General features: G+C 58.1%; 18 protein-coding genes and 2 tRNA genes. 6 read left to right on the top strand and 14 right to left on the bottom strand.

Annotation, left to right across the window (positions count from 1 at the left end; translation table 11 throughout):
• Positions 1-411: 411 nt before the first annotated feature.
• Positions 412-1,974, top strand: coding sequence for a glutamine-hydrolyzing GMP synthase (guaA, locus tag OU26_RS03200; protein ID WP_026645830.1), 1,563 nt, complete (start codon positions 412-414; stop codon positions 1,972-1,974).
• Between the two features lie 136 nt (positions 1,975-2,110).
• Here guaA and aroA read toward each other — a convergent pair whose 3' ends face one another.
• Positions 2,111-3,463: a 3-phosphoshikimate 1-carboxyvinyltransferase gene (gene aroA, locus OU26_RS03195; RefSeq protein ID WP_033498885.1), complete on the bottom strand. Its 1,353-nt coding sequence runs from the start codon at positions 3,461-3,463 to the stop codon at positions 2,111-2,113.
• Between the two features lie 186 nt (positions 3,464-3,649).
• Here aroA and OU26_RS03190 point away from each other — a divergent pair, with 186 nt between their 5' ends.
• Complete coding sequence (locus OU26_RS03190; protein WP_026645828.1) at positions 3,650-4,213, top strand: DUF4234 domain-containing protein; 564 nt, start codon at positions 3,650-3,652, stop codon at positions 4,211-4,213.
• Between the two features lie 73 nt (positions 4,214-4,286).
• Here the strand turns inward: OU26_RS03190 and OU26_RS03185 are convergent.
• Positions 4,287-4,360: transfer RNA gene (locus tag OU26_RS03185), tRNA-Pro, on the bottom strand.
• Positions 4,361-4,483: 123 nt separating this feature from the next.
• On the opposite strand from OU26_RS03185, the gene OU26_RS03180 reads away from it, so the two are divergent.
• Positions 4,484-5,653 (top strand): ABC transporter permease, encoded by a 1,170-nt coding sequence (locus tag OU26_RS03180; protein ID WP_026645827.1) that lies wholly within the window; start codon positions 4,484-4,486, stop codon positions 5,651-5,653.
• Positions 5,654-5,735: 82 nt separating this feature from the next.
• Here the strand turns inward: OU26_RS03180 and glgX are convergent, their stop codons facing one another.
• The 12 genes from glgX to OU26_RS03120 form a co-directional block, all read right to left on the bottom strand.
• A complete protein-coding gene (gene glgX, locus OU26_RS03175) occupies positions 5,736-7,859 on the bottom strand; it encodes a glycogen debranching protein GlgX (protein ID WP_026645826.1) in 2,124 nt (707 codons plus the stop codon).
• Positions 7,860-7,966: 107 nt separating this feature from the next.
• Entirely contained in the window at positions 7,967-8,590 is a 624-nt protein-coding gene (locus tag OU26_RS03170; RefSeq protein WP_026645825.1) for an NUDIX hydrolase, read from the bottom strand.
• Between the two features lie 5 nt (positions 8,591-8,595).
• A complete protein-coding gene (locus OU26_RS03165; RefSeq protein ID WP_026645824.1) occupies positions 8,596-9,501 on the bottom strand; it encodes a Nif3-like dinuclear metal center hexameric protein in 906 nt (301 codons plus the stop codon).
• A gap of 56 nt (positions 9,502-9,557) precedes the next feature.
• Positions 9,558-12,401, bottom strand: a complete 2,844-nt coding sequence (gene polA / locus OU26_RS03160) for a DNA polymerase I (RefSeq protein ID WP_033498883.1) — start codon at positions 12,399-12,401, stop codon at positions 9,558-9,560.
• Positions 12,391-13,155: an ANTAR domain-containing response regulator gene (locus OU26_RS03155; RefSeq protein WP_026645822.1), complete on the bottom strand. Its 765-nt coding sequence runs from the start codon at positions 13,153-13,155 to the stop codon at positions 12,391-12,393. Before OU26_RS03155 ends, polA begins: the two co-directional genes overlap by 11 nt.
• A gap of 80 nt (positions 13,156-13,235) precedes the next feature.
• Positions 13,236-13,309 (bottom strand) — tRNA-Leu (locus OU26_RS03150).
• Between the two features lie 148 nt (positions 13,310-13,457).
• Entirely contained in the window at positions 13,458-14,900 is a 1,443-nt protein-coding gene (pyk, locus tag OU26_RS03145; RefSeq protein WP_026645821.1) for a pyruvate kinase, read from the bottom strand.
• A 173-nt stretch (positions 14,901-15,073) separates the two neighbouring features.
• Positions 15,074-16,057: a TerC family protein gene (locus OU26_RS03140; protein ID WP_026645820.1), complete on the bottom strand. Its 984-nt coding sequence runs from the start codon at positions 16,055-16,057 to the stop codon at positions 15,074-15,076.
• 39 nt (positions 16,058-16,096) lie between these two features.
• On the bottom strand, positions 16,097-18,208 hold the full coding sequence (gene uvrB, locus OU26_RS03135) for an excinuclease ABC subunit UvrB (RefSeq protein WP_026645819.1): 2,112 nt from the start codon (positions 18,206-18,208) through the stop codon (positions 16,097-16,099).
• A gap of 3 nt (positions 18,209-18,211) precedes the next feature.
• A complete protein-coding gene (gene coaE / locus OU26_RS03130) occupies positions 18,212-18,832 on the bottom strand; it encodes a dephospho-CoA kinase (RefSeq protein WP_026645818.1) in 621 nt (206 codons plus the stop codon).
• Positions 18,833-18,946: 114 nt separating this feature from the next.
• On the bottom strand, positions 18,947-20,419 hold the full coding sequence (gene rpsA / locus OU26_RS03125; RefSeq protein ID WP_026645817.1) for a 30S ribosomal protein S1: 1,473 nt from the start codon (positions 20,417-20,419) through the stop codon (positions 18,947-18,949).
• 156 nt (positions 20,420-20,575) lie between these two features.
• The gene (locus OU26_RS03120) at positions 20,576-21,451 is read right to left on the bottom strand and encodes a bifunctional methylenetetrahydrofolate dehydrogenase/methenyltetrahydrofolate cyclohydrolase (protein WP_026645816.1); all 876 of its coding nucleotides are present in this window, start codon (positions 21,449-21,451) and stop codon (positions 20,576-20,578) included.
• Positions 21,452-21,592: 141 nt separating this feature from the next.
• On the opposite strand from OU26_RS03120, the gene OU26_RS03115 reads away from it, so the two are divergent.
• The 3 genes from OU26_RS03115 (at position 21,593) to OU26_RS03105 (ending at position 24,559) form a co-directional block, all read left to right on the top strand.
• Complete coding sequence (locus OU26_RS03115; protein ID WP_026645815.1) at positions 21,593-22,672, top strand: metal ABC transporter solute-binding protein, Zn/Mn family; 1,080 nt, start codon at positions 21,593-21,595, stop codon at positions 22,670-22,672.
• 184 nt (positions 22,673-22,856) lie between these two features.
• Positions 22,857-23,720, top strand: coding sequence for an ABC transporter ATP-binding protein (locus OU26_RS03110; protein ID WP_026645814.1), 864 nt, complete (start codon positions 22,857-22,859; stop codon positions 23,718-23,720).
• A 2-nt stretch (positions 23,721-23,722) separates the two neighbouring features.
• Entirely contained in the window at positions 23,723-24,559 is an 837-nt protein-coding gene (locus tag OU26_RS03105; RefSeq protein ID WP_026645813.1) for a metal ABC transporter permease, read from the top strand.
• Positions 24,560-24,564 lie beyond the last annotated feature (5 nt).

The raw sequence follows: 24,564 nt of genomic DNA, 5'->3' as shown, positions 1-24,564 counted from the left end.
TTTCCTTAGGTCATGGGTCATGCCTAAAACCTTGCGGTTACGCGGCATGGCTCATTTCCAGTCACTTGCACATATTACGAGCGCGGTGCGACTTTTTTCTCTTTTTTGCGACTGTGTGTGTAAATGTTGCTTTTTTGTTTATGATTGTGAGATTTCATCGGGGCATTTGTGCGCACTTCACTGGATATCAAAAAGATTGATAAACGGCTCAATATCAACGCTTTTAGTCGGTTAACACATTTTTCCAACGTTCGTTTCATAGGATACACGCGCGGCGTGTTGAGCAAGTGAGCGTAAGCAATTGTGAGATTCGCCCGTATGATGCTCACGTGTCTCCAATGTCTTCTTGCAACGCCACAATGGAGCAGTTAACGTTGTCCGCTTTTGATCCTCATATGTAGGGAGAGTGTTATGGCTGCAGGTCCTGTGCTCGTTGTCGATTTCGGAGCCCAGTACGCCCAGCTGATCGCACGTCGTGTGCGTGAGGCCAATGTTTATTCCGAGCTTGTGCCGCATTCCATGCCGGTCGACGAGATGCTGGCCAAGGATCCGCAGGCCATCATCCTGTCCGGCGGCCCGGCTTCCGTGTTCGAACCCGGCGCTCCGCGCGTCGACAAGAAACTGTTCGAGGCCGGCGTTCCCGTGCTCGGCATCTGCTACGGCTTCCAGGCCATGGCGTACGCGTTGGGCGCGGACGTCGACAAAGCCGCCCTTGGCGAATACGGCAAGACGGAGACCACCATAGACAAAGCCGAGGGGCTGCTCGACGGATCCCCTGTGGAACAGAGCACCTGGATGAGCCACGGGGTCGCGGTCAAAACCGCTCCGGAAGGCTTCGAGGTTCTGGCGCACACCGAAGGCGCGCCCGTCGCGGCCATGCAGGATGAATCCCGCAAATTGTACGGCGTGCAGTGGCACCCGGAAGTCAAACACACTCCGATGGGCCAGAAGCTTATCGAGAACTTCCTGCACAAATGCGCCGGCCTTGGTGACAACTGGAACGCATCCAACATCATCGACGACCAGGTGACGAAGATCCGCGAGAAGGTCGGCGACGCACAGGTGATCTGTGGCCTGTCCGGCGGCGTCGACTCCGCCGTCGCCGCCGCGCTGGTGCACAAGGCCATCGGCGATCAGCTGACCTGCGTGTTCGTGGACCACGGCCTGCTGCGCAAGGGCGAGGCCGAGCAGGTCAAGCATGATTTCGTCAAGGCCACCGGCATCAAGCTCATCGCCGTGGACGCATCCGAGGACTTCCTCACCGCGCTGAAGGGCGTGAGCGAGCCGGAGAAGAAGCGCAAGATCATCGGTGAGAAGTTCATCCGCACCTTCGAGAAGGCACAGCGCCAGGTCATCGAAGAGGCCGGCGCCTCCGGCAAGGAAGTCAAGTTCCTCGTACAGGGCACCCTGTACCCGGACGTGGTGGAATCCGGCGGTGGCGACGGCGCGGCCAACATCAAGTCCCACCACAATGTGGGCGGCCTGCCGAAGGACATCAAGTTCCAGCTCATCGAACCGCTGCGCACGCTGTTCAAGGACGAGGTCCGCGCAATCGGCACCGAACTCGGCCTGCCGGACGAGATCGTGTGGCGTCAGCCGTTCCCGGGCCCGGGTCTGGGCATCCGCATCATCGGCGAGATCACCAAGGAACGCCTGGACGTGTTGCGCGAGGCCGACGCCATCGCGCGCGAGGAACTGTCCAAGGCCGGCCTTGACCGCGACATCTGGCAGTGCCCGGTCGTGCTGCTGGCCGACGTGCACTCCGTGGGCGTGCAGGGCGACGAGCGTACCTACGGCTCCCCGATCGTGCTGCGCCCGGTGTCTTCCGAAGACGCCATGACCGCCGATTGGTCCCGCATCCCGTACGACGTGCTGGCCACCATCTCGACGCGCATCACCAACGAATGCCGCCAGATCAACCGCGTGGTGCTCGACTGCACCTCCAAGCCGCCGGCAACCATCGAGTGGGAGTGAGCCACAGGCTTGACGCATAACGGAAGGGGCTTTCCACAAACCATTCTTGTGGAAAGCCCCTTCCGTTATGTTACGGAAACAAGTCCGCTCTCGTCAGACGGACCGAACGTCCTCCGATGTCACTTTTGCGTATCAGTCAAACAAGCATGCCATTCCACATATCCACGAAATTCGGTAGGGTTTTCGCCGTCGTGGCGACGTTCTTCACTTGGATGCCTTTGATGCGTAGGCCAAGCATCGCCGCGAATGTGGCCATACGATGATCGGCATAAGTCTCCATCACGGCCGGTCGAAGGCAGCCCACGGATACGGGCGTTATCTTCAATCCATCCGGCAATTCACGAGCTTCTCCCCCAATACGCGTGATTTCATTGACCAACGCCTCAAGACGGTTCGTCTCGTGTCCGCGTAAATGGCCGATGCCGATCATATTGGTCGGTTTGTCGGCGAAAGCCAGAATCGCAGCAAGCGATGGCGCGATTTCACCGGCAGCGGTCAGATCGAAATCACCCAAACCGTTGATGGCATGTCCACCTGTGACTTCGCAATAACGGATGCCGTTCTTTTCCGGGAAAGACACTTGCGCTCCCATGCGTTCAAGATACCCCGGCAGCAAACCACCAGGTTGCGTGGTGGTTTCCGGCCAATGCGGCACACGCACGGTTCCGCCGGCGATCAACGCGGCGCCCAGGAACGGAGCGGCATTCGACAAATCCGGTTCGACCGTCACCTGTCCGGGTAGTTGAACCGTTCCCGGAGCGACTCCCCAGACATGAACGTCTTCATCTGCAATCGCATCCACACCAGCACTTTTAAGATCGGCCACCGTCATTCGGATATGCGGCAGGCTTGGAGTCTTTTTCCCCGTATGGTGCAGCTCAAGGCCGCCTGGCACACGCGAGCCGATCAGCAACAGGCCGGAAATGAACTGCGAAGAGCCGGACGAATCGATGGAAACCACATTCGGCGTTTCGCGCACGGCCGAATCAAATGTGGGCGGAGTGATTGTGAACGGCAGACGGCCTTCTTCACCGCGGTATTCAATGGTCGCGCCCAACTGCCGCAAGCCATCCAACACCGGTTTCATCGGGCGGGCATATGCCTGCTCATCGCCATCGAAATCGACGGGACCATCGGCGAACATCGCAAGTCCCGGCACGAAACGCATCACCGTGCCGGCAAGTCCGCAGTAAATTTTCGCATTGCCATGGAAGTGGCCATCCGCTGGCGGCGTCACCGTTACCGTCGTATCAGTTTCGACATCAACCTCACAGCGGACGCCAAGCGCACGTAACGCCTCCATCATCAGCTCGGTGTCACGCGAGCGCAGCAGCCCTACCAAACGCACCGGCTCCGATCCGAGAGCCGCGAGAATGAGATACCGGTTCGACAGGGATTTGCTACCCGGCACCACCACAGTGGCGTTGAGCGGCTTGCCGGCATACGGTGCCGGCCATAGGTTCTCTTGAAGTGCTTCCATGCGACCCATGGTAACCAAAACCCGCGGAAAAAGACGTGTCCATCTCGTCAGCGACATGCTGGTATCCATATGGGATGCAAACTATACAACTCCTTCCCCATCTGCCTATCATTGCGTGTAGGCGTCCTTTGACGACGTCCGTTCTTTTTCACCTCAATGTGGAGAAGAGCGAGCGCATAGAAGAAAGAAGAGAATATGACATCGCCACAGCAACCACAGCCATATGTGCCTGTGCCGCAACCCCAACAACCGAATGCGGCCGTGCCGCAGCCGCAGCCCTACGCGTCCGCATCGCAGCAATATTATCCGCCTGCCGCTCAACAGCCTCAGCCAATGGCTCCGGTTCCCGTTCCGGCGGGAGCGGCGTTGCGTACCAAACGCGGTCTGCTCAAATTCGTGCTGCTTGGTCTCATCACTTTCGGCATCTACGACATTTGGCAGATGAGTGAGGTTGGGGAAACCTTGAACCTAATCGCCACGCGTCGCGACGGCAAGCGCACCATGCACTATTGCCTCATGTTCTTCATTGTCGGCTGGCTGACTTTCGGCATCGGCTGGCTTGTCTGGAACCATCGTCTCAGCGCTCGAATCGGCACCGAACAGGCCGCCCGGCATTTGCCGGTGACCGTGACGGCCGCGACATACTGGCTATGGAGCGTTCTCGGCACGTTGATCATCGTCGGGCCGTTGGTCTACACATACAAGATCCTGCATGCCATGAATGATCTGAGCGCCGACTACAACATGCGTGGCATCTGAGTTCCTTTTGTGCGCACAATCATTGAAACCCGGAATTCCAAGTGGCAAAACCATTGGAACTCCGGGCTTTTTGTCGGGCTGACAGGATTTGAACCTGCGACATTCTGCTCCCAAAGCAGACGCGCTACCAAACTGCGCTACAGCCCGTTCATGCATTCTTCCCACACGGATATGATTCCCGTCCGCATGCGAAGGATGAACACGAGTTTCCATTGTAGCGTATGGTAGGACAACGTCAGACTAGAATGTCGGTTGTCGGAAGGAACGTTCATGGGACGTCATCAGCAGGCCGAATCGTCGGGCATCATCTCCTTCATGGCATGCGCCGCTCTCGCATGGATAGCCATGAATCTGTACCTGCAGTTCGCTCCCGCCATCTGGCGTGTCACCCAACGTCTGTTCACCGTATGCGCGGGAATCACCGCGGGATGCGGAGTCATCTCATTCTGCTTGGGATACATCCGCAATTCACGTTCGATGACGTTGAAACGCGGCTGGACCATTCCGATTCGTCGAATCTTCGAAATATTTGCCCTGTCGGTGGTCTATGCGTCGACCATCTTCGTCACAGCGTTCATGATGCTTTCCATCGCCAGCGACATGATGGGACTGCGTACGCTGAAAGGATATCTGGCTGTACTCTGCTCCGCGATCTCAGGAGTCGTCGGATATGTCACATTCGTCCAGGCGGAGTTGATGAACGCCAAAACCATCGCATCCCTACTGCCATTCTTCGTGGTTTCCGGCGTCAGCATCGCAGGGCTGACGTCCGACGACCCCTACTGGTACAACAATAATTTCTCCCAGCTGGGCGACCGCACCACATTCGCAGCACGCATGTTCAATTCGACATTGATGTTGGCCGGCGTCTGCATCGTCATCATCAGCTACTTCGCGATCTCCGAACTCATCACCACACATCGGCTGCAAATGCAGTACCTCTCACCGGACGACAGGGAGGACACGCCGAAACATTTCAGAATCAGAATCCTCCTGCTGTCAATCATGCTGACGCTTGCGGGAATCGCCTTTGTTGGCATCGGCGCATTCCGATATACCCCACATCCGATCCTGCACAATGTGTTCGCCCGAGGGCTGCCCTGTCTGATGAGCGTGCTAATGATCGCACTGCCTTGGCTCGCGCCGCAACTTTCTAAAGTCGTGTACGTGATCTCCGATCTTGCCATTGTGATAGGCGCATTCGCGGGCTTCCAATGGCTGTCCGGGCGCAACACCCTGACGAACGTCGAAGCGCTCGCCGGCATGATGTTCCTAGGCTGGTTCATCATCTTCTCACGACAAATCGCGGCAATCGAGGCCGACCGCGTGCAGACGCAGCTCATTCTGACACAGACCAAGCATCCACACTCCGTCGAAGATCTCGCCGAAGTCAGTGAAACCGTTCCTGAAACCTCCTCGCGACTCGCCTCGGAAGTCTGACCTTCTGCAAGAAAACGCGAAAACAAAAAGGAAGGGACATCCGAACGGATGACCCTTCCCCATCGAATCGCACACTCGACCGTCAGAAATCGTAGTTCTTGGCATTCGACTTCTTATCGCTCATCAGCAACAGGAAGCTTCTCGACTGCGCGGTGATCGCGAAGCCCGCCTCATAATTGAGTTCCGGCCCCTTCGGATTATGGGTGTCGACCACAAGCCGCCATTTCTTGCCGTACCGCTCGTCCGGCAAGGTGAACATAATCGGCTCGTAGTGCGCGTTGAAAATCAGGATGAAATCGTTATCCACCATCTGATTGCCATACCAATCGGACTCAGGAATGTCGGAACCGTTCAGATAGATCATCACCGAGAAGGCATGGGTGTTGGACCAATCCTCCATATCCATGATGGAACCGTTGTGATCCATCCATTCGACCTGTGGAATCTTGTCGGCGGGATCGCCTGGCTCGCGTCCAGTGAAGAAACGACGGCGATGCAGCACGGGATGTTCGAGACGCAGGTGGATCATTTTTGAAACGAATGCGAGAAGATCCTTCTGGTCATCGTCAAGATCCCAATTCGTCCATGAAATGGCGTTGTCCTGGCAGTAGGCGTTGTTGTTGCCCTGCTGGGTACGCCCCACCTCGTCACCGCCGCAGATCATCGGAATGCCCTGGCTGCACAGCAGCGTGGCGAACATGTTGCGCATCTGCTGCTGGCGCAGGTCGTTGACGTCCTTGATGGTCGTCGGACCCTCCACTCCGCAGTTCCAAGAACGGTTGTTGCTTTCGCCGTCCCTGCTGTCCTCGCCATTGGCCTCATTGTGCTTCTCGTTGTAACTCACGAGATCGTTCATGGTGAAACCATCATGCGCGGTGATGAAGTTCACGGAGGCCACAGGACGGCGACCATTCATCTGATACAGGTCGGAGCTGCCCATGAGGCGGCTGGCGAATTCCGGCAACGTGGACGGTTGCGAACGCCAGAAATCACGCACGCAATCGCGATACCGGCCGTTCCATTCAGACCAGCTGGACGGGAAACCACCCACCTGATAGCCTCCGGAGCCCAGATCCCACGGTTCGGCGATAAGCTTGACGCGAGAGATGACCGGATCCTGCTCGACGATGTCGAAGAACGCCGACAGCTTGTCGACCTCCTGGAACTGTCGGGCCAATGTGGCCGCCAAATCGAACCGGAAGCCGTCGACGTGCATTTCCGTGACCCAATAGCGCAGGCTGTCGGTGATGAGCTGCAACGCATGCGGCGAGCGCATCAGCAGGGAGTTGCCGGTGCCGGTCGTGTCAAAGTAATGGCGGCGGTCGTTGTCGACCAGACGATAGTAGGCGCCGTTGTCGATACCTTTGAAGCTCAGCGTCGGACCGAGGTTGTTGCCTTCGGCGGTATGGTTGTACACCACATCAAGAATGACTTCCATGCCGGCCCGATGGTAGGCCTTCACCATGGATTTGAATTCGTTGACCTGCTCGCCGCGTTCTCCGGAGCTGGAGTATGCGTTATGCGGCGCGAAGAAGCCGATGGTGTTGTACCCCCAGTAGTTGCTCAGTCCCTTTTCCTGCAGAAAGCTGTCGTTGACGAACTGGTGTATCGGCATAAGCTCTATGGCGGTGACGCCAAGCTTCTTCAGATACTCGATGACCGAAGGATACGCGAGCCCCGCATAGGTTCCACGGATATCCGGAGGCACGTCCAGATTAAGGTTGGTCATGCCTCGCACATGCGCCTCGTAAATCACCGAATCGTGGTATGAGATGTTAGGATGCTGGTCGTTGCCCCAATCGAAATACGGATTGATCACGGCGGATTTCATGGTATGGGCCGCGGAATCCAGCGTGTTCATGTTGTTCACGTCGTCGGGGCTTTTGAACCAATACGAATACAGGCTCTCATCGCCGTCAATGTTGCCTTCGATGGCCTTGGCGTACGGATCGAGCAGCAGCTTGTTCGGATTGCACCGCAGCCCCTTCATCGGGTCGTACGGACCGTACACGCGGTACCCATATCGTTGACCGGGTTGTATTCCCGGCAGATAGTTGTGCCATACGTAGGAGTTCTGCTCCGTCATTTCCACTCGGGTCTCGTGGTCTTCCTCATCGAAGAGGCAGAGCTCGACCTTCTGCGCCACTTGGGAGAAAAGAGCGAAATTCACGCCGGCACCGTCATAGCTTGCGCCGAGTGGATACATCGATCCAGGTCTGATTTGCATGATTCAAGTATCGCACGTTTTGCCGGACGAATCCGTCATTTCCATCATTCCGACGATTGTTTTTACAATTCGGGATCCGCCCGACGCTATCGTCGCTGTATCCTGCGGATCTCCTCATGCAGGATGGCGATTATCGAATTGGACGCCGTGATACGCGTGCCTTTCACCTGTTCCCATGAGACCCAGGCCGATTCGACGTGCTCGTCGCTGTCGAAATGTTTCTCCCCTTTGTGCCACCGATGAAGATGCATCACCATGATGTTCGCCAATTCGTCGGTCATGCCTTCGGATGAGTAGAAACTCCCCACATGGTCAATGACGCAGCCGTCTGCGCCTTCCGGCTCCACGCCGGTCTCCTCCCGGAGCTCCCTGAGGGCCGCGGCATCGACGTCCTCGCCGTCATCGATGAGTCCCGCCGGCAGGCCGTAGGCGAACGCATCACAACCGACGCGATACTCCCGTTCAAGCAGATACCGGTCTGTGGAGCAATCATGCACCAGCATGACCACGCAGGGCGCATGGCGCATCACCTGTCGACGGATCACGGTCCGTCCGCCGCCGCGCATCGGCAACGCGATCCTCATGTCCTCGACGCCGAAGATCGCGCCTTGGTACACATTCTCGCTGCTAAGCACCGTGGCTGGCTTGGTCATGTCCACGCCATCACCGGATTCGTCCAATGACATATCCACGCCGGTCATATCGGACATCGTCCTCAACGCTCCTGTCCGCAGGATGGCAGCACCAGATTCCACGGATCGGTGTTCATGGAAATCCAGCGAACGGTCGGAATGTCGCCGGTAGCCTCGGACACCGCCCGGGGAACGTCGCCCATGGCGTATTGGAACCATATGGATTCGATGGCGCTATGGGGCGTGTTGACGAACATCGGACGAATCTGCGGATCCCCCTGTCCGATTTCGACTCCGTCGGCACGCATGGACGCCTCATAACGCGCCTGCTCTATGGCGTCGGTCACCGGATGGTGACGGAGGTCGCTGGTCACGTACACGTCAGCACCCGCCGCGCGAACCTCGTCGAACAGGGAGTCGCCAGAACCCGGCAGAACCGCCACCGTGCCGATCGGCGCGTCCAGGTCGCCGCACACCTGCACGCCCAGCTCGGTATATGGCAGCGCATCGGCTATGCGCTGCGCGAAATCACGCAACGCCATGGGCTTCGGCAGCCGCCCGACACGTCCCAGTCCGACCGGATGTTCGGCCTTCGGATCGTCGATGGGCACCAGTGGATGCTGGTCGATCAATCCGAACGCGTCGGCCGCGGCCATGGCGACCCCTCGATAGGCGGCATCCGCATTGGTATGCCCGACCCACAACGCGCAACCGGCGAGATTGAGCTTGCGCACGATCTCGCCCCGGAATCCCAGTCCGGACACCGCATGCACGGAACGGAAGAACAGCGGATGATGGCAGATCAGCAAATCGACGCCATCAGCAATCGCCTGATCGACCACCGCCATGGACGGGTCGGCCGCGAAAGCGATGTTGCGCACATCATGGCGGAGATCGCCCACGATAAGCCCAGGCTCGTCCCACTGTTCCGCATATTTCAGCGGATACAGCTTCTCCAGTACATCCACCACCTGCTTCAACGTTGCCATTTATCTGCCTTCCTTCATTCCGCGTATCAAGCCGACATCCGTTACATACGAACGGATCAATGGGCGGCCAGCTGCCAATCGGATCCTATGCCCGTGGACACGTCCAACGGAACCGCCATGGTGACGGCATGTTCCATGGCGTCCTTCACCAAAGCGGTGACCTTCTCGGCCTCGCCCGGAGCGACCTCCACCACAAGTTCGTCATGGATCTGCAGAATGATGCGGCTATTGAGTTTCTCCTCCTGCAGCGAGCCGTATGCGCGGATCATGGCGATCTTCATGATGTCGGCCGCCGACCCCTGGATCGGCGCGTTCAACGCGGCTCGCTCGGCCGCGTCGCGTATGGCGCGGTTCGGCGATTTGAGACCCGGGAAATACCTGCGTCTGCCGAAAATGGTTTCGGTATATCCGTTCTCACGTGCTGACGAGACCAACGATTCAAGATATTCATGGACCTTGCCGAAGGTCGCGAAATATTGGTTCTTCAACGATTCGGCTTCCTTGGGCTTGATTTTGAGCTGTTGTGCGAGCCCATACGTGCTCAAACCATAGGCGAGTCCGTAGCTCATCGCCTTGACGTGGCTTCGCTGGTCGGAGGTGATGTCCTCGACGGGGATGCCGTAGACCAGGCTTGCCACGTATTTGTGGAAGTCCTTGCCGGAGCGGAAGGCCTCTATCAAAGCCTCGTCCCCGGAAAGGTCGGCCATGATGCGCAACTCGACCTGCGAGTAATCGGAGCTGAGCAGAGATTCGAATCCCTCCCCCGGTACGAACGCGGAACGTATCTCGCGTCCTGCGGGATCCCTGTTCGGAATGTTCTGCAGATTCGGATCGACGGAGCTCAACCGCCCAGTGGCGGCCACAGTCTGCTCGAATGTGGTGTGGATGCGCCCATCATGCCTGTTCGTGGCGTCTATCAGCGTCTGCACGATCTGCTTGAGCTTGTTCTTTTCCCGGTGCAAAAGCAGCGCATCGAGGAACTGGCATGCGCGGTCGTTGTCATACGAACGGTCCCGCAGCGTCTGCAACGCCGCGGCATTGGTGGTGTACGAGCCAGACTTAGTCTTCTTCGTCGGCTTCAGCCCCATGTCCTCGAACAGGATCTTCCGGAGCTGCTTGGGACTCTGCAGGTTCACACGCTCGCCCGCGAACCGCCAAGCGGTTTCCTGCGCCTGATTGGCATCCGTGGCAAGTTGTTCGCGCATCTGCTCCAGACGCGTCATGTCCACCTGCGCGCCCACCTGCTCCATGCCGTGCAGGACATGGGAAACCGGAATCTCGATGAATTCCAACAGACCGAACTGCTTCCGCTCATCCAGGACTCCGGAAAGATAATCGGCCAGAAGCCCCACGATTGCGACATGGGCCGGCAGCTTCTCATCGTCCTTGGAATCGGAGCCTTCCGGCTCGTCAAAATCCAATGTCCCCTGCGTCGCGCCATCGTCCTGCGCCTCGACATGCAGATCCAGGAAGTGTGCAGCCGCCTGTTCCAAGGTATCAGCATGGAAATCGGGATGAGCTAGATAACCTGCGAGCTTGGTGTCGAACAGTGGTTCGGGAAGCTCCACGCCGACGCTGCCAAGCAGATGCGACTGCTCTTTATAGCCGTGCGTCACCATGGACCGATGGTAGCGGTCAAGAATTCGCTGCAGGCACCGCAGCATGTCCTCGTCGAACGTGTTGATTCGGGCGGCCTCGCCATGCGAGGCGATCATCACCGTCGAGAGTGACGCATTCCCGGGTTTTGACACGCCTTCCGCATGAAGGATCCACGACCGCGCCATCATATCCGAGCAACGGTCCTCCGCATCGATCTCGAAACCGAGCGACGACATCATGCCGATCCGCTCATGCCGATCATGCGCGTGTTCCTGTGGTTCGGGAAGATGCGCCTGAACCCAGGATTCAAGCTCATTCGGACCGTCGATGATTTCCACATGCGGCAGTTCGAGCCTGCTGGCCTCCCTCACGACCTCGGACGCCTTGCCGGCATTGAACGTCCTCAACACACGGTTCTTGGTTCTGACACCGAATTCAAGCTTGGTGAACAAGATGTCAAGCTGGTTGGCGTCGACCTGTCCGAAGGTCAGATCCGACACCGTCACGCCAAGATCGAGGTCACGAACCAGCGCGTTCACGGAACGGTTCAGCTTGACCTGCTCGATGTTCTCCCTCAGGGCTTCGCCCTTTTTCCCGCCGATTTCGTCGGCATGCTCGATGATCTGATCAAGACCACCGTATTGGTTGATCCATTTGGCCGCGAACCCGTCACCCACTCCCGGCACGCCGGGGATGTTGTCGGCCGTCTCGCCTCGCAACGCAGCCAGATCGGGATATTGGGCCGGCGTCACATGGTACTTCTCCTCCACCGCCTCGGGGGTCATATGCTTCAGATCCTTGAAGTGGTGTCCCGGATACAGCACGGTGATGTTGTCGTTGATGAGCTGGAACGCATCACGGTCTCCCGACAGAACCAATGTCCGGTAACCGTCCTGATCGCCCATGCTGGCGAGTGTGCCGATCACGTCATCGCCTTCAAATCCGGGTTTCTCGATGAACGTGACTCCAAGGGCCTTCAGCATCTGCTGAATCAACGGAAGCTGAGAAAGCAGATCCTCGGGGGCCGCATCGCGCGTTCCCTTGTATTGCGGCAGCATCTGGTTGCGGAACGTGCCGCCCTTCACATCGAATGCGACGGCAAGATGGTCTGGATGTTCGGCATCGATCACCTGCGAAAGCATGGTGGCGAATCCCCAGACCGCGTTGGTGGCCTGACCTGATGATGTACTGAAATTCTCTACGGGTAAGGCAAAAAAAGCGCGGAACGCCAAGGAATGGCCGTCGACGACCAATAGCGTTCCGCGTGAAGTGCCTGCCACAGCTGGTGTGTTAGCGCTCATCCTCTGCTTCCGACTTCTGCTCGCCGTACTTGGCGATGATGGCCATGGCCAGACGCTTCTTCGGGATACGCTGGTCCATGGAGGTCTTCTGAATCCAACGGAAGGCTCCCTGCTCGGAGAAGTCCGCCTTGTCCATCAACAGACCCTTGGCGCGGTCGACAAGCTTGCGCTCCTCAAGCGTCTCCTCGGCCTTCTTGAGCTGCTCTTCCGTCTTCTTGAGCTGTTCCTCGGTCTCCTGCAACTTGGATTCGCTGCGTTCGACATTGTCCAACAGGTCGTTGATCTCAGCGAATCGACCCATGGCCACTTCCAGAGCCGGCAGCAGCTTGGATTCCTCATACGGCTTGGTGACATAGGCCATGGCACCGGCACCGGTGGCCTTCTTGACCAGATCGGACTGAGAGAACGCGGTCAGCATGACTACAGGGGCGATATTCTCGTCGCAGATGATGCCCGCGGCTTCGATGCCATCCATACGAGGCATCTTGACATCCATGCACACCACGCTCGGACGGAACTTGCGGGTCAGTTCGACGGCTTCCTCACCGTTGGCGGCCTCGCCCACAACCTCATAGCCATTGTCTTCCAGCATGGCCACCAGATCCATACGGTTCACGGATTCATCTTCGGCAACGACGACTGTGCGCTGGCCGGACGCCTTGCCTTCAGTGGATTCCTGTCCTGGTTCCGCGGCAGCCTGGAGTTCCTCATCGGTGAGCACTTCATCCGGTTCCGCGGTCTTCTCTGCAGCCATGTCGGTCTCTTTCCACTGTCACGCCCAAAGCCGGCCTAACGTGCCCCAACCTGGGCCTGGATTGATATTGATTTCTTACGTGCCCTCGGTGGGACTCGAACCCACACTGCGCAGATTTTGAGGCTGCTTCCTCTACCAATTGGGATACGAGGGCTTGCACGCAACTATGGCAGGATAGCACAGCATCGTGGTCCACGGCAAATCCACGGCGTTGTCACGGCATGTCGTATAAACAAACGGGTCTCCCGTCGGAAATTCGACGGGAGACCCGTTGGACAGTCGTCTAAAGCGGCATCTCAATCTCAGTCGCAGGCACCAACGGTGTGGACGTAGATGGAATCGGTGCGGCCCGGCTGGTGCTCGCCCTGGGCGGAGCTCAGCACGACGATCTTGTCGCCATCGGTGACCTTGCCGGCATCCTTCAGGATCTTATCGGTGAAGATCATCAGGTCCTTGCGGGACTTGTCGTGGTAATCCTCATCGAGCAGGAAGGACTCGGTGCCCCAAGACAGGGCCAGCCAGTGGAAGGTGTGCTCGTTGTTGGTGATGCCGTAGATCGGGGTGGCCGGACGTTCACGGGACACGCGGTGCACGGTGGAACCGGTCTGGGTGTAGGCGACGATGGCCTTGGCGTTGAGCTTGTCGGCCAGGTCGACGGCGGCGGAAGAGACGGCACCGGTGGAGGACATATCCAGGTTCTTCAGCTCCGGGATGCGGTCGAAACCATGCTCGGTGGCGAAGGTGGAGATGCGGCTCATGGTGTTCACGGTGACTGCCGGGTACTTGCCGACGGCGGTCTCGTTGGAGGTCATGGTGGCGTCGGCACCGTCGAGGACGGCGTTGGCGCAGTCGGATGCCTCTGCACGGGTCGGGACCGGGGAATTGACCATGGAGCCGAGGACTTCGGTGGCCACGATGACCGGCTTGGCATACTGACGAGCCAGCTCGATGCAACGCTTGGTGGCCAGCGGAACCTCTTCCAGCGGGCACTCGACGGCCATATCGCCACGGGCGACCATGATGCCGTCGAAGGCCTTGACGATCTCTTCAAGGTTCTCAAGAGCCTGCGGCTTCTCGATCTTGGCGACGACCGGGATGCGACGGCCTTCCTCGTCCATGATCTCGTGGGCGCGGTCGATGTCGGTGGCGAAACGCACGAAGGACATGGCGATGATGTCGGCGCCGGTGCGGATGGCCCAGCGCAGATCCTCTTCGTCCTTCTCGGTCAGAGCCGGCAGAGACACGGCGACGCCCGGAAGGTTGATGCCCTTGTGGCTGGAGACCGGTCCGGCAACGACAACCTTGGTGTACACGTTGTTGCCTTCGACCTTGGTGACCTCGAGGCGGACCTTGCCGTCGTCGATGAGGATCGGATCGCCTGCATGGCAGTCGCCCGGGAGACCCTTGAAGGTGGTGGAGGTGATGTGCTCGTCGCCTTCGATGTCATCAGTGGTGATGACGAACTCCTGGCCTTCGGTCAGCTGGACCTTGTCCTCGCCGTCGGCGTTCTTCTTGAACCAACCGCAGCGGATCTTCGGACCCTGCAGGTCAACCAGGGCTGCGACGTTGCGGCCAGTGGCCTTGGCGGCGGCACGGAGGTTGTTGTAGACCTTGAGGTGGTCTTCCGGAGTGCCGTGGGAGCGGTTCAGACGAGCGACGTCCATACCTGCTTCGACAAGGCTGGTGATGCCTTCCAGGGACTCGGTAGCGGGACCGATGGTATCTACGATCTTGGCTTTACGCATGAATGCCTGCCTATTCTTGTTGATATTGATTTTGGATCTGACGACCCTGTTTCCAATGGCACAGCTTACTAGCAAAAAGCGCCCACTTCCACCTCAGAACTAGGTGTGTTGTGAGCGCTCACAATTTCGTAGGAGAATAGAAAAGCTCTATTCTCCCAACGTTTGCCGGACTGTCACTTTTCGTTCGCTTTCATGGTGCGCATCTTAATAACACTTGCCAAAGCCGCACCACCAATCGCAAGAACGATAACGACAAGCGATAGCCATGTGGGCACTTCCGGAACCCAGGAAATCGGCTGGCCGCCATTGAGGAACGGCAGCGAGTTGCCATGCAATGCCTCCATGATGAGCTTGACGCCGATGAAGCCCAAAACCACGGAAAGTCCAAGCGGCAGATACACCAGCTTGTCGAGCAGCTCTCCGAGCAGGAAGTACAGCTGCTGCAAACCGAGCAACGCGAACACATTGGACGTGAACACAATGAACGGATCCTTCGTCAAACCGAAAATCGCAGGAATGGAATCAAAGGCAAACATCACATCGGTGGTGCCGATGGTCAGAAAGACGATCAGCATCGGAGTCCAATACTTGGCACCGTTTTTGACGGTACGCAACTTTTCTCCGTCATACTCATCGGTGATCTTGATGACCTTGCGCAATGCGCGAATCAAGCCATTCTCATGATATTCCTCATCTTCGTCTCCCCCGGTGACCAACTTGATGGCGGTGACGATAAGGAATGCACCGAACAGGAAGAACACCCAGGTGAAGCGGGAGATAATGGCCGCGCCGATGAGGATGAACACGCCGCGCAACACCAATGCGATGGTGATGCCGATGGACAGCACGAATTTCTGCAGCTGTTTTGGCACCGCAAAATTCGACATAATGATGACGAAGACGAATAGATTGTCGATACTCAGCGAATATTCCGTAAGCCAGCCCGAATAAAATTCGATGGCCGGCTTCGATCCCGCGAAGAACCACATGAGTCCGCCGAAGATCAACGCCATGACCACGAAGAACGCGATATGCTGCACGCATTCCTTGGTGGACGGCACATGCGGCTTGCGTCCGATTACGAACAAGTCCACCACGAAGAAGACGGCAAGCACCGCGAACGTGGCGATTTCAAAAGCAAGTGGTGTTTCAGCCATGATTCACCATGGTACGAATGCCGTATGACCGGGCGACGGTTACTTGCTCGCCTCAGTCATCTGCCGGAGTTCCTTCTTCAGGTCGCGGATCTCATCGCGCAGACGCGCGGCAAGCTCGAACTGCAGTTGTTCGGCGGCCGTGTGCATCTGCTCGGACAGCTGCCTGATCAAATCGGCTAGATCCTGCGCCGGAAGACCGGCCTTGAGGATCTCCTCGTGCCGCCTGCCGGATTCCTCCTTGCTGGTATGCGGCACGCCGAGATGCGAATTGCCGGCTTTGTCCGCGTTTCGGTATCCGGTACCGAGCAATGTCTGGGTGTCGACATCCTCCTTGGCAAGCATGTCGTTGACATCGGAGATCTTCTTGATGAGCGGCTTCGGATCGATGCCATGTTCCTTATTGTAGGCAATCTGGATGTCACGGCGGCGGTTGGTCTCGTCGATGGCCTTGCGCATGGCTTCGGTGATGTCGTCCGCATACATGACGACGGTGCCGGACACGTTTCGCGCCGCACGGCCGATGGTCTGGATGAGCGAACGGTAGGAACGCAGGAAACCTTCCTTATCCGCGTCGAGGATTGCGACCAATGACACTTCCGGCAGATCGAGGCCCTCTCGTAGCAGGTTGATGCCGACGATGACGTCGATCTTGCCTTCACGGAGTTCGCGCAGCAGTTCGACTCGCCGCAACGTGTCCACGTCGGAATGCAGATACTCGACCTTGATGCCGCGTTCCAACAGATAGTCGGTCAGATCCTCCGCCATCTTCTTGGTGAGCGTGGTGACCAGCGCGCGTTCGTTCCCCGCCACCCTGTCCTTGATTTCGGCAAGCAGATCATCGACCTGGCCTTCCACAGGACGCACATCGATCTGCGGATCGACAAGACCGGTCGGACGGATGATCTGTTCGACCACACCGTTGCTCCGACCGAGTTCGTAATCCCCCGGCGTCGCCGACAGATAGACCGTCTGACCGACACGTTTCTGGAATTCCGGCCACTTGAGCGGACGGTTGTCCATGGCCGACGGCAGACGGAACCCATGTTCGACCAATGTGCGTTTGCGGCTCGCGTCGCCCTCGTACATTGCTCCGATCTGCGGCACGGTGACATGCGATTCATCGATGACAAGCAAGAAATCGTCGGGGAAGAAGTCGAGCAGTGTATGTGGAGGCGTGCCCGGGGCACGGCCGTCGAAATGCCTCGAATAGTTCTCCACACCGGAGCACACGCCCACCTGGGAAAGCATTTCCAAGTCATACGTGGTGCGCATGGTGAGACGCTGCGCCTCAAGCTCCTTGCCTTGCTTGCGCAATTCGGCGGTGCGCTCGTCCAATTCCTGCTGGATGGTCTTCAGAGCACGCTCCATGCGCTCCGGCCCGGCCACATAATGCGACGCCGGGAAGATATGCACCTGCTCCTCATGGCCGATCACATCGCCGGTCAACGGATGCAGCGTGGAGATGCGGTCGATCTCGTCGCCGAAGAATTCGATGCGGATGGCCAGCTCCTCGTAAACGGGAATGATTTCGACCGTGTCTCCCCGAACCCGGAACGTGCCTCGCGTGAAAGCGATGTCGTTGCGCTTGTATTGCATGGCCACGAACTTGCGCAGCAAGTCATCGCGGTCGATCTGCTGACCTTCCTTGAGCAGCAGCATGCGACCCGCATATTCCTCCGGCGTGCCAAGGCCATAGATGCAGGAGACCGTCGCCACCACCACACAGTCGCGGCGGGTCAGAAGATTCGCCGTGGCCGCATGACGCAGACGTTCCACATCGTCGTTGATGTTGGAGTCCTTCTCGATGTAGGTGTCGGTCTGCGGTATGTAAGCTTCCGGCTGGTAGTAGTCGTAGTAGGAGACGAAATAGCTCACCGCGTTGTCAGGCATGAGCTCACGGAACTCTGCGCACAGCTGGGCGGCGAGCGTCTTGTTTGGTTCGATGATGAGCGTCGGACGTTGCAGTCGTTCGATCAGCCATGCGGTGGTGGCCGTTTTGCCGGTGCCTGTGGCGCCCATGAGCACCACGTCGTTCTCGCCGTTCTCGATGCGCGTGGCCAGCTCTTCAATGGCCCTCGGCTGGTCACCAGACGGTTTGTATGGCGATTTGACCACAAACGGTTTGTTCACACGTTCAATGTTGAATCCCATAATCTACCTCGTATTCAAAAGCCACTGCCGCATCAGCGTATCAACATACTCGAACATACGTTCCATGGATTGCGATGAATCGACCACCGTATCCGAGATCTCCTCACGTTTTTTTCGGGACGGCTGGTGAGCGATCCGATCCAACGCCTGGCGCTCGCTCATGCCGCGGGTGCGCATCATGCGTTCCACCCGCACGTCTTCCGGAGCTTCGACGGTGATTATATGGTCGAAACGGAATGGCAGATCGTCCATCACTTCCGCCAGCAGTGGGATGTCATGCACCACGACCGCATCGGGATTGATTGCAAGGGCATGCCGCTCGGCTGCAGAAGCGAGTTCATAAATCAGGGGATGCTCGATGTCGTCAAGAGCCTTTCTCTCGGATTCGGCATTCGGCCCGGAAAACACGTGCCTGGCGATCCACTGGCGGTTGAGGCCGCCTTGCTTGTCCAACGCGTCAGGCCCAAAGCGATCCACGATCCGTCGTAGGCCAACGCTTCCGGGTTCCACAGCCTTGCGCGCCAACGCATCATAATCGATGAGCACTGCGCCCAGTTCACGCAAATGCGTGGCGACGGTGCTTTTGCCGGCAGCGATGCCTCCGGTCAGACCAATTCGAATCATAGTCGACATTGTATGTCCGATACGCCGGCGCATACGCAAAGACCCCATGCCATTAGACATGGGGTCTTTGATCAGGAATTCACCTGAAACGGCTTATAGCCGATTCAGTGGAAATCACTTGCCGAGCAGCTGGTCGCGCAGAGCGGCGAGCTGATCGGAATCGGCGAGGGTGCCGTTGGAAGTGCTCTCGGAGGAGTAGTTGGACACCTCTTCGACCTTCGCTTCCTTCGGAGCTTGGCCGTCCTCGGCTGCGGAAGCCTCGGCGTTCTCCAGTTCCTTGGCGACGAACTCCTTGTGCTGCTCCCACAGATCGTGAGCGGCGGCGTACTGGGCTTCCCACTCCTCACGCTGCTTCTCGTAACCAGCGATCCACTCGTTGGTTGCCGGATCGAAGCCTTCCGGATACTTGTAGTTGCCCTGCTCGTCGTACTCTGCCGGCATACCGTACAGAGCCGGATCGAAGTCCTCGGAAGCCGGATCGACGGAGTCGTTGGCCTGCTTGAGGGACAGGGAGATGCGGCGACGGTCGAGATCGACGTCGATCACCTTGACGAACACTTCCTCGCCCGGCTTGACGACGGTCTCCGGGTTCTCCACGTGGCGGTTGGCCAGCTCGGAGATGTGCACGAGGCCTTCGATGCCGTCTTCGACGGAGATGAAGACACCGAACTGAACGATCTTAGTGACCTTGCCCTTGACGATCTGGCCGGGAACGTGGGTGCGTGCGAAACGCTGCCACGGATCTTCCTGGGTGGCCTTCAGGGACAGGGAAATGCGCTCGCGGTCGAGATCCACGTCGAGCACCTCGACGGTGACCTTGTCGCCGACCTTGACGACCTCGGACGGATGGTCGATGTGCTTCCAGGACAGCTCGGAAACGTGGATCAGGCCGTCAACACCACCGAGATCGACGAATGCGCCGAAGTTGACGATGGAGGACACGACACCTTCGCGGATCTGGCCCTTCTTGAGCTGGGACAGGAAGGTCTCGCGCACTTCGGACTGGGTCTCCTCGAGGTACTGGCGACGGGAGAGGACCACGTTGTTGCGGTTCTTGTCGAGCTCGAGGATCTTGGCCTTGATCTTCTGACCGATGTACGGGGACAGATCGCGGACGCGGCGCATCTCGACCAGGGATGCCGGCAGGAAGCCACGCAGACCGATGTCGACGATGAGACCACCCTTGACGGCTTCGATGACGGTGCCTTCGACAACGCCATCGGCTTCCTTGATCTTCTCGATGTCGCCCCAGGCGCGCTCGTACTGTGCACGCTTCTTGGACAGAATCAGACGGCCTTCCTTGTCTTCCTTGGTGACGACAAGGGCCTCGATGGTGTCGCCGACCTCGACGACTTCGTCAGGATCGACGTCCTTCTTGATGGAAAGCTCGCGGGAGGGGATGACGCCCTCGGTCTTGTAGCCGATGTCGAGCAGGACCTCGTCATGATCGACCTTGACGACGGTACCTTCGACCAGATCACCATCATCGAAGTTCTTGATGGTGGAATCGACTGCCTTGATGAAGTCCTCTTCGGTGCCGATGTCGTTGATGGCGACCTTGGCGACTTCGTTATTGTTCTCTGCCATTAATGTGGTTTCTTACAAAATAGTGGATGGATAAAATCGTTCTTCAGTTATACGTGCACGCGAATACGCGCACATTGCGCAAGCTTACAGCGGACCCTGCACAAAAAACGGGCGGGCCGCCCTATGCGACACGCCCGAAAACCATATCCCGGAAATTCAAGCCCGACGTTCGGCCATCTCCACGACGTTCTGCAGCAGCATCGCGCGGGTCATCGGTCCCACTCCCCCGGGATTCGGCGTGTATGCCGAAACCTTCTCGTAGCATGCTTTGTCAACGTCCCCTTTGACCCGATACCGTCCGGCTTCCTCGTCGAACACCCGGGACACGCCGACATCGACGAGGACCGCGCCCTCCTTGATGTCGTCCGGCTTGACGAAGCCGGCGGATCCCATGGCCGCGACGATCACGTCGGCGCGTCGCATATGGTCGCGCACGTCTTTCGTCCCCGTATGGCACAACGTGACGGTGGCGTTGACGGATTTGCGCGTGAGCAACAGCCCGATGGTGCGTCCGATGGTGATGCCTCGTCCCAGCACACACACCTCCTTGCCATTCAGATCGACGTCATAGGCCCGAAGCAGCTCGATCACGCCCCGGGGCGTGCAGGGCAAAGGCGTGGTTACATCACCCTTCGCATGCAGGACCAGCTCTCCGAGATTGTACGGATGCATGCCGTCCGCATCCTTCCTCGGATCGATCAGATCGATGATCGCGTTCTCGTCGACGCCTTTCGGAAGTGGAAGCTGCACGATATAACCGGTGCAGGCTGGATCAGCATTGAGTTCGCGGACGGTTTCGGCGATCTGCTCGAAGGTCGCGTCCTCGGGCAGCTCACGTTTGATCGAATTCACGCCGATTTCGGCGCAATCGGCGTGTTTGCCTGCGACGTACTTCACCGACCCCGGATCGGAGCCGACCAGAATGGTGCCCAAGCCCGGCTCGATTCCCCGCGCCTTCAGCGTCTCGACCCTCGTGGCGAGATCCTTCTTGATTTCCGCGGACACCGCCCTGCCATCGATCCTCACTGCCATGATGGGTCACACCTCTCGTTCCCGTGTTCGTCGTATTGGCGTTTACAAGTAACGTAGACTATCTTGGTTTCAAGTCATAAGTCGCGCACGTGTTTACGAGATGGACACGACCGAGACGTCACAGGAAGAAGGCACAACCACATGCATTCGCACCAGCGTCCATTCCTTCACGCCTTTGCCGCGGGAATCGCCCTATGCATGGCGTTCGGCACCGCATCATGCTCCAATGACGAGACGGAACCGAACCAGCAGCCAGCTGAGACCAAGACCGAGCAGACCACTCCGATCGAGGTGGTAGCCTCGATCAACCAGTGGGGTTCCGTGGCGGAGCAGATCGGGGGATCACACGTCAAAGTCACATCCATCCTCTCCTCCACCACCACAGACGCCCACGACTTCGAACCCAAAACCAAGGATGTGGACGTATTGGACAAAGCTCAGGTCATCGTGGCCAACGGAGCCGGATATGATTCATGGGCTACGAAGACCCCACGGAAGGATGCTGTTTCTGTATCCGCGGCGCAGATGGTCGGCGCGGTCGAGGGAGACAACCCCCATCTATGGTTCTCGAGCGATGCGCGCAACGCCATGGCGAAGGAACTCGCCGACACCTACAGTCGCATCATGCCAAAACAGCGGAAATACTTCTCGGCTCGCCTCAAAGCTTGGAACAAACGGGAGTTGAAACTCGAAAAAGATATGGAGAAATCCTCCAAATCGCTCAAAGGCATCTCCTATGCTTCCACTGAACCTGTCGCATACTATCTTTTCAGCGACATAGGTCTCACCGATAAAACACCTGAGGGATACTCCCAATCCACTGCGGACGGCTCGCAGCCCTCTTCCGAGAATCTGCAGGAATTCCAAAAACTGCTGGAAGACCATGGCACCGACTTCCTGGTCAACAACACACAGGAGACCAGTGACGCCACGAATATCATCACCGGAACCGCACACAAATCCGATCTGCCGGTTATCGATATCTCGGAACAGATGCCGAGTGACTGCAAAGATCTGATCGAATGGACCACCCATCTCATCACGACGCTGGACGAGGAGATTGCCAAGGAGAAAGACAAGGCCACGGATGGGACCGATGAAACCGGTTCCGACACACAGCCATCCGACGCCAAATCCGATTCCGGTTCGAAATCGAGCTCCGAATCCACGACCGACGGAACCTCTCCGGACAACACGGGTCAGACGGATCCGGGAAAGTGAATCGTTCACAGTATCCATCACTGGGAATTCCATGAAACCGCCGACGAAACATACTTCGTCGGCGGTTTCTTTTTCCGCGATCTGACTTCGCAATTCCCGGAAGCATGCGGAACATATGCTTATTGAGAATGATTGTCAACACCATTTGGAACAATTGCTTCAGCAAACGACCAAGGAGCGGACCATGCATGACGAAGCAGCCACCTGCATCGAATTCAAAGACGCGGGCGTGACACGTGGCGGGAACACCATCTGGCAACATGGAACCTTCCGGATCCCACAGGGCTCGGTGACCGCCATCGTCGGCACCAACGGAGCCGGCAAGACAACCATGATGAAGGCCGAACTCGGCCTGGTTCCCATCGCGCAGGGCAGCATCACCGTGCTCGGCCAACCAGCCGGTACCATGAATCATCGCATCGGATACGTGCCGCAAAGCTACGCCTCCGACATCGAATCGAACATCACCGCCGAGCAGTCGGTGATGCTGGGCTTGACGGGAGCCAGATTCGGCATCCACCCCACCACCCGCAGGCAAAAAGACAAGGTCCGCGACGCGTTGACCTTCGTCGGTATGCGGGACAAGGCTTCATACCGCCTGTCCGAGCTCTCGGGAGGTCTGCGTCAACGCGTCGCCATCGCGCAGGCGCTGGTGTCCGACCCGCAACTGCTTATGCTGGACGAGCCACTCGCCAACCTTGATCTGGCCAGTCAACGCGCGACCGTGCACGTGCTCGCCAAACTCAACCATGAACTCGGCATGACGATCCAGGTCGTGGCCCACGATTTGAACATGCTACTGCCAATTCTCACCGGAGCCGTGTATCTGCTTGACGGACACCCCCACTATGCGAGCATGAACGAAGTGCTGGATTCGAAACTGCTCACCCATCTGTACGGCACTACGGTACAAGTGGTCACCACTCCTCAAGGCGACATGTTCGTGACCCCAAGCGAGGACGAGCCGGACGATATGACCGTCGACGCCCACGCGCCTGAGGAGATCGCCCAATTCCACCACCACAACCACGAAACACAAGAGGCATAATCATGAACGGAACCGCTTTCTCCTTCGACCCCGACTGGGCGAGCACACTGACCGCGCCATTCATGACGAACGCATTCCTCGCCGGATTATGCATCGCGCTTGCGGCCGGAATTATGGGATACTTCACCATCGCCCGTCATTCCACATTCGCCGCACACGCATTGGCGCACATCGGGTTGCCCGGCGCCACGGGCGCGGTATTGCTGGGACTGCCGGTCAGCGCCGGTCTCGGCGCGTTCGCCCTAGGCGGAGCCCTGGTGATCGGCGCGTTGGGAAAGAAGGCCTCGCAACGTGAGATTGCCACGGGCACCGTCTTGGCCTTTGCCACTGGCATGGGTCTGTTCTTCGCGCGGTTGTCCAGTTCCGCATCCCAACAAATGCAGTCGATATTGTTCGGATCCATTCTGACAATCACGACTGGGCAAATCGTCGGATTCGCCATATTCGACGTTCTGCTGCTGGCCGTATTGGCCGTCATCTACCGCCCGTTGCTGTTCAGCTCGCTGGACGAGCAGGTGGCGCAGGCGAAAGGCGTGCCCGTAGGACTTATGAACATATGCTTCATGGCAATCATGGCGGGAGTGATCACCATCGCCGTCCCCGCCGTCGGCACACTGCTGGTCTTCGCACTGGTGGTCACACCAGCGGCGACGGCCAATATCATCGCGCGTTCGCCATTCTCCGCGATGGTAGCCGCCACGATAATCTGTCTGGTCTCAATCTGGGGCGGACTGGTGGTTTCCGCCATGTTCCCCGCTCCCCCGAGCTTCGTCATCGTGACGATTTCCACAATATTCTGGATTATCGCCAAAGTAGCGGAAACAGTACGACGCCGCTAAGACGG

It is taken from the genome of Bifidobacterium ruminantium DSM 6489 (assembly GCF_000770925.1).
In the GTDB taxonomy this organism is placed as follows: Bacteria; Actinomycetota; Actinomycetes; order Actinomycetales; family Bifidobacteriaceae; genus Bifidobacterium; species Bifidobacterium ruminantium.
The sequence above is the reverse complement of the archived record's forward strand: the minus strand, read 5'-3'. Positions and strand labels throughout refer to the sequence as shown.

What these genes read in the sequence shown, in the direction of transcription:
- guaA (WP_026645830.1), top strand. Translation starts at nt 412, where the DNA reads ATGGCTGCAGGTCCTGTGCTCGTTGTCGATTTCGGAGCCCAGTACGCC.
- aroA (WP_033498885.1), bottom strand. Translation starts at nt 3,463, where the DNA reads ATGGGTCGCATGGAAGCACTTCAAGAGAACCTATGGCCGGCACCGTAT.
- OU26_RS03190 (WP_026645828.1), top strand. Translation starts at nt 3,650, where the DNA reads ATGACATCGCCACAGCAACCACAGCCATATGTGCCTGTGCCGCAACCC.
- OU26_RS03180 (WP_026645827.1), top strand. Translation starts at nt 4,484, where the DNA reads ATGGGACGTCATCAGCAGGCCGAATCGTCGGGCATCATCTCCTTCATG.
- glgX (WP_026645826.1), bottom strand. Translation starts at nt 7,859, where the DNA reads ATGTATCCACTCGGCGCAAGCTATGACGGTGCCGGCGTGAATTTCGCT.
- OU26_RS03170 (WP_026645825.1), bottom strand. Translation starts at nt 8,590, where the DNA reads ATGTCCGATATGACCGGCGTGGATATGTCATTGGACGAATCCGGTGAT.
- OU26_RS03165 (WP_026645824.1), bottom strand. Translation starts at nt 9,501, where the DNA reads ATGGCAACGTTGAAGCAGGTGGTGGATGTACTGGAGAAGCTGTATCCG.
- polA (WP_033498883.1), bottom strand. Translation starts at nt 12,401, where the DNA reads ATGAGCGCTAACACACCAGCTGTGGCAGGCACTTCACGCGGAACGCTA.
- OU26_RS03155 (WP_026645822.1), bottom strand. Translation starts at nt 13,155, where the DNA reads ATGGCTGCAGAGAAGACCGCGGAACCGGATGAAGTGCTCACCGATGAG.
- pyk (WP_026645821.1), bottom strand. Translation starts at nt 14,900, where the DNA reads ATGCGTAAAGCCAAGATCGTAGATACCATCGGTCCCGCTACCGAGTCC.
- OU26_RS03140 (WP_026645820.1), bottom strand. Translation starts at nt 16,057, where the DNA reads ATGGCTGAAACACCACTTGCTTTTGAAATCGCCACGTTCGCGGTGCTT.
- uvrB (WP_026645819.1), bottom strand. Translation starts at nt 18,208, where the DNA reads ATGGGATTCAACATTGAACGTGTGAACAAACCGTTTGTGGTCAAATCG.
- coaE (WP_026645818.1), bottom strand. Translation starts at nt 18,832, where the DNA reads ATGATTCGAATTGGTCTGACCGGAGGCATCGCTGCCGGCAAAAGCACC.
- rpsA (WP_026645817.1), bottom strand. Translation starts at nt 20,419, where the DNA reads ATGGCAGAGAACAATAACGAAGTCGCCAAGGTCGCCATCAACGACATC.
- OU26_RS03120 (WP_026645816.1), bottom strand. Translation starts at nt 21,451, where the DNA reads ATGGCAGTGAGGATCGATGGCAGGGCGGTGTCCGCGGAAATCAAGAAG.
- OU26_RS03115 (WP_026645815.1), top strand. Translation starts at nt 21,593, where the DNA reads ATGCATTCGCACCAGCGTCCATTCCTTCACGCCTTTGCCGCGGGAATC.
- OU26_RS03110 (WP_026645814.1), top strand. Translation starts at nt 22,857, where the DNA reads ATGCATGACGAAGCAGCCACCTGCATCGAATTCAAAGACGCGGGCGTG.
- OU26_RS03105 (WP_026645813.1), top strand. Translation starts at nt 23,723, where the DNA reads ATGAACGGAACCGCTTTCTCCTTCGACCCCGACTGGGCGAGCACACTG.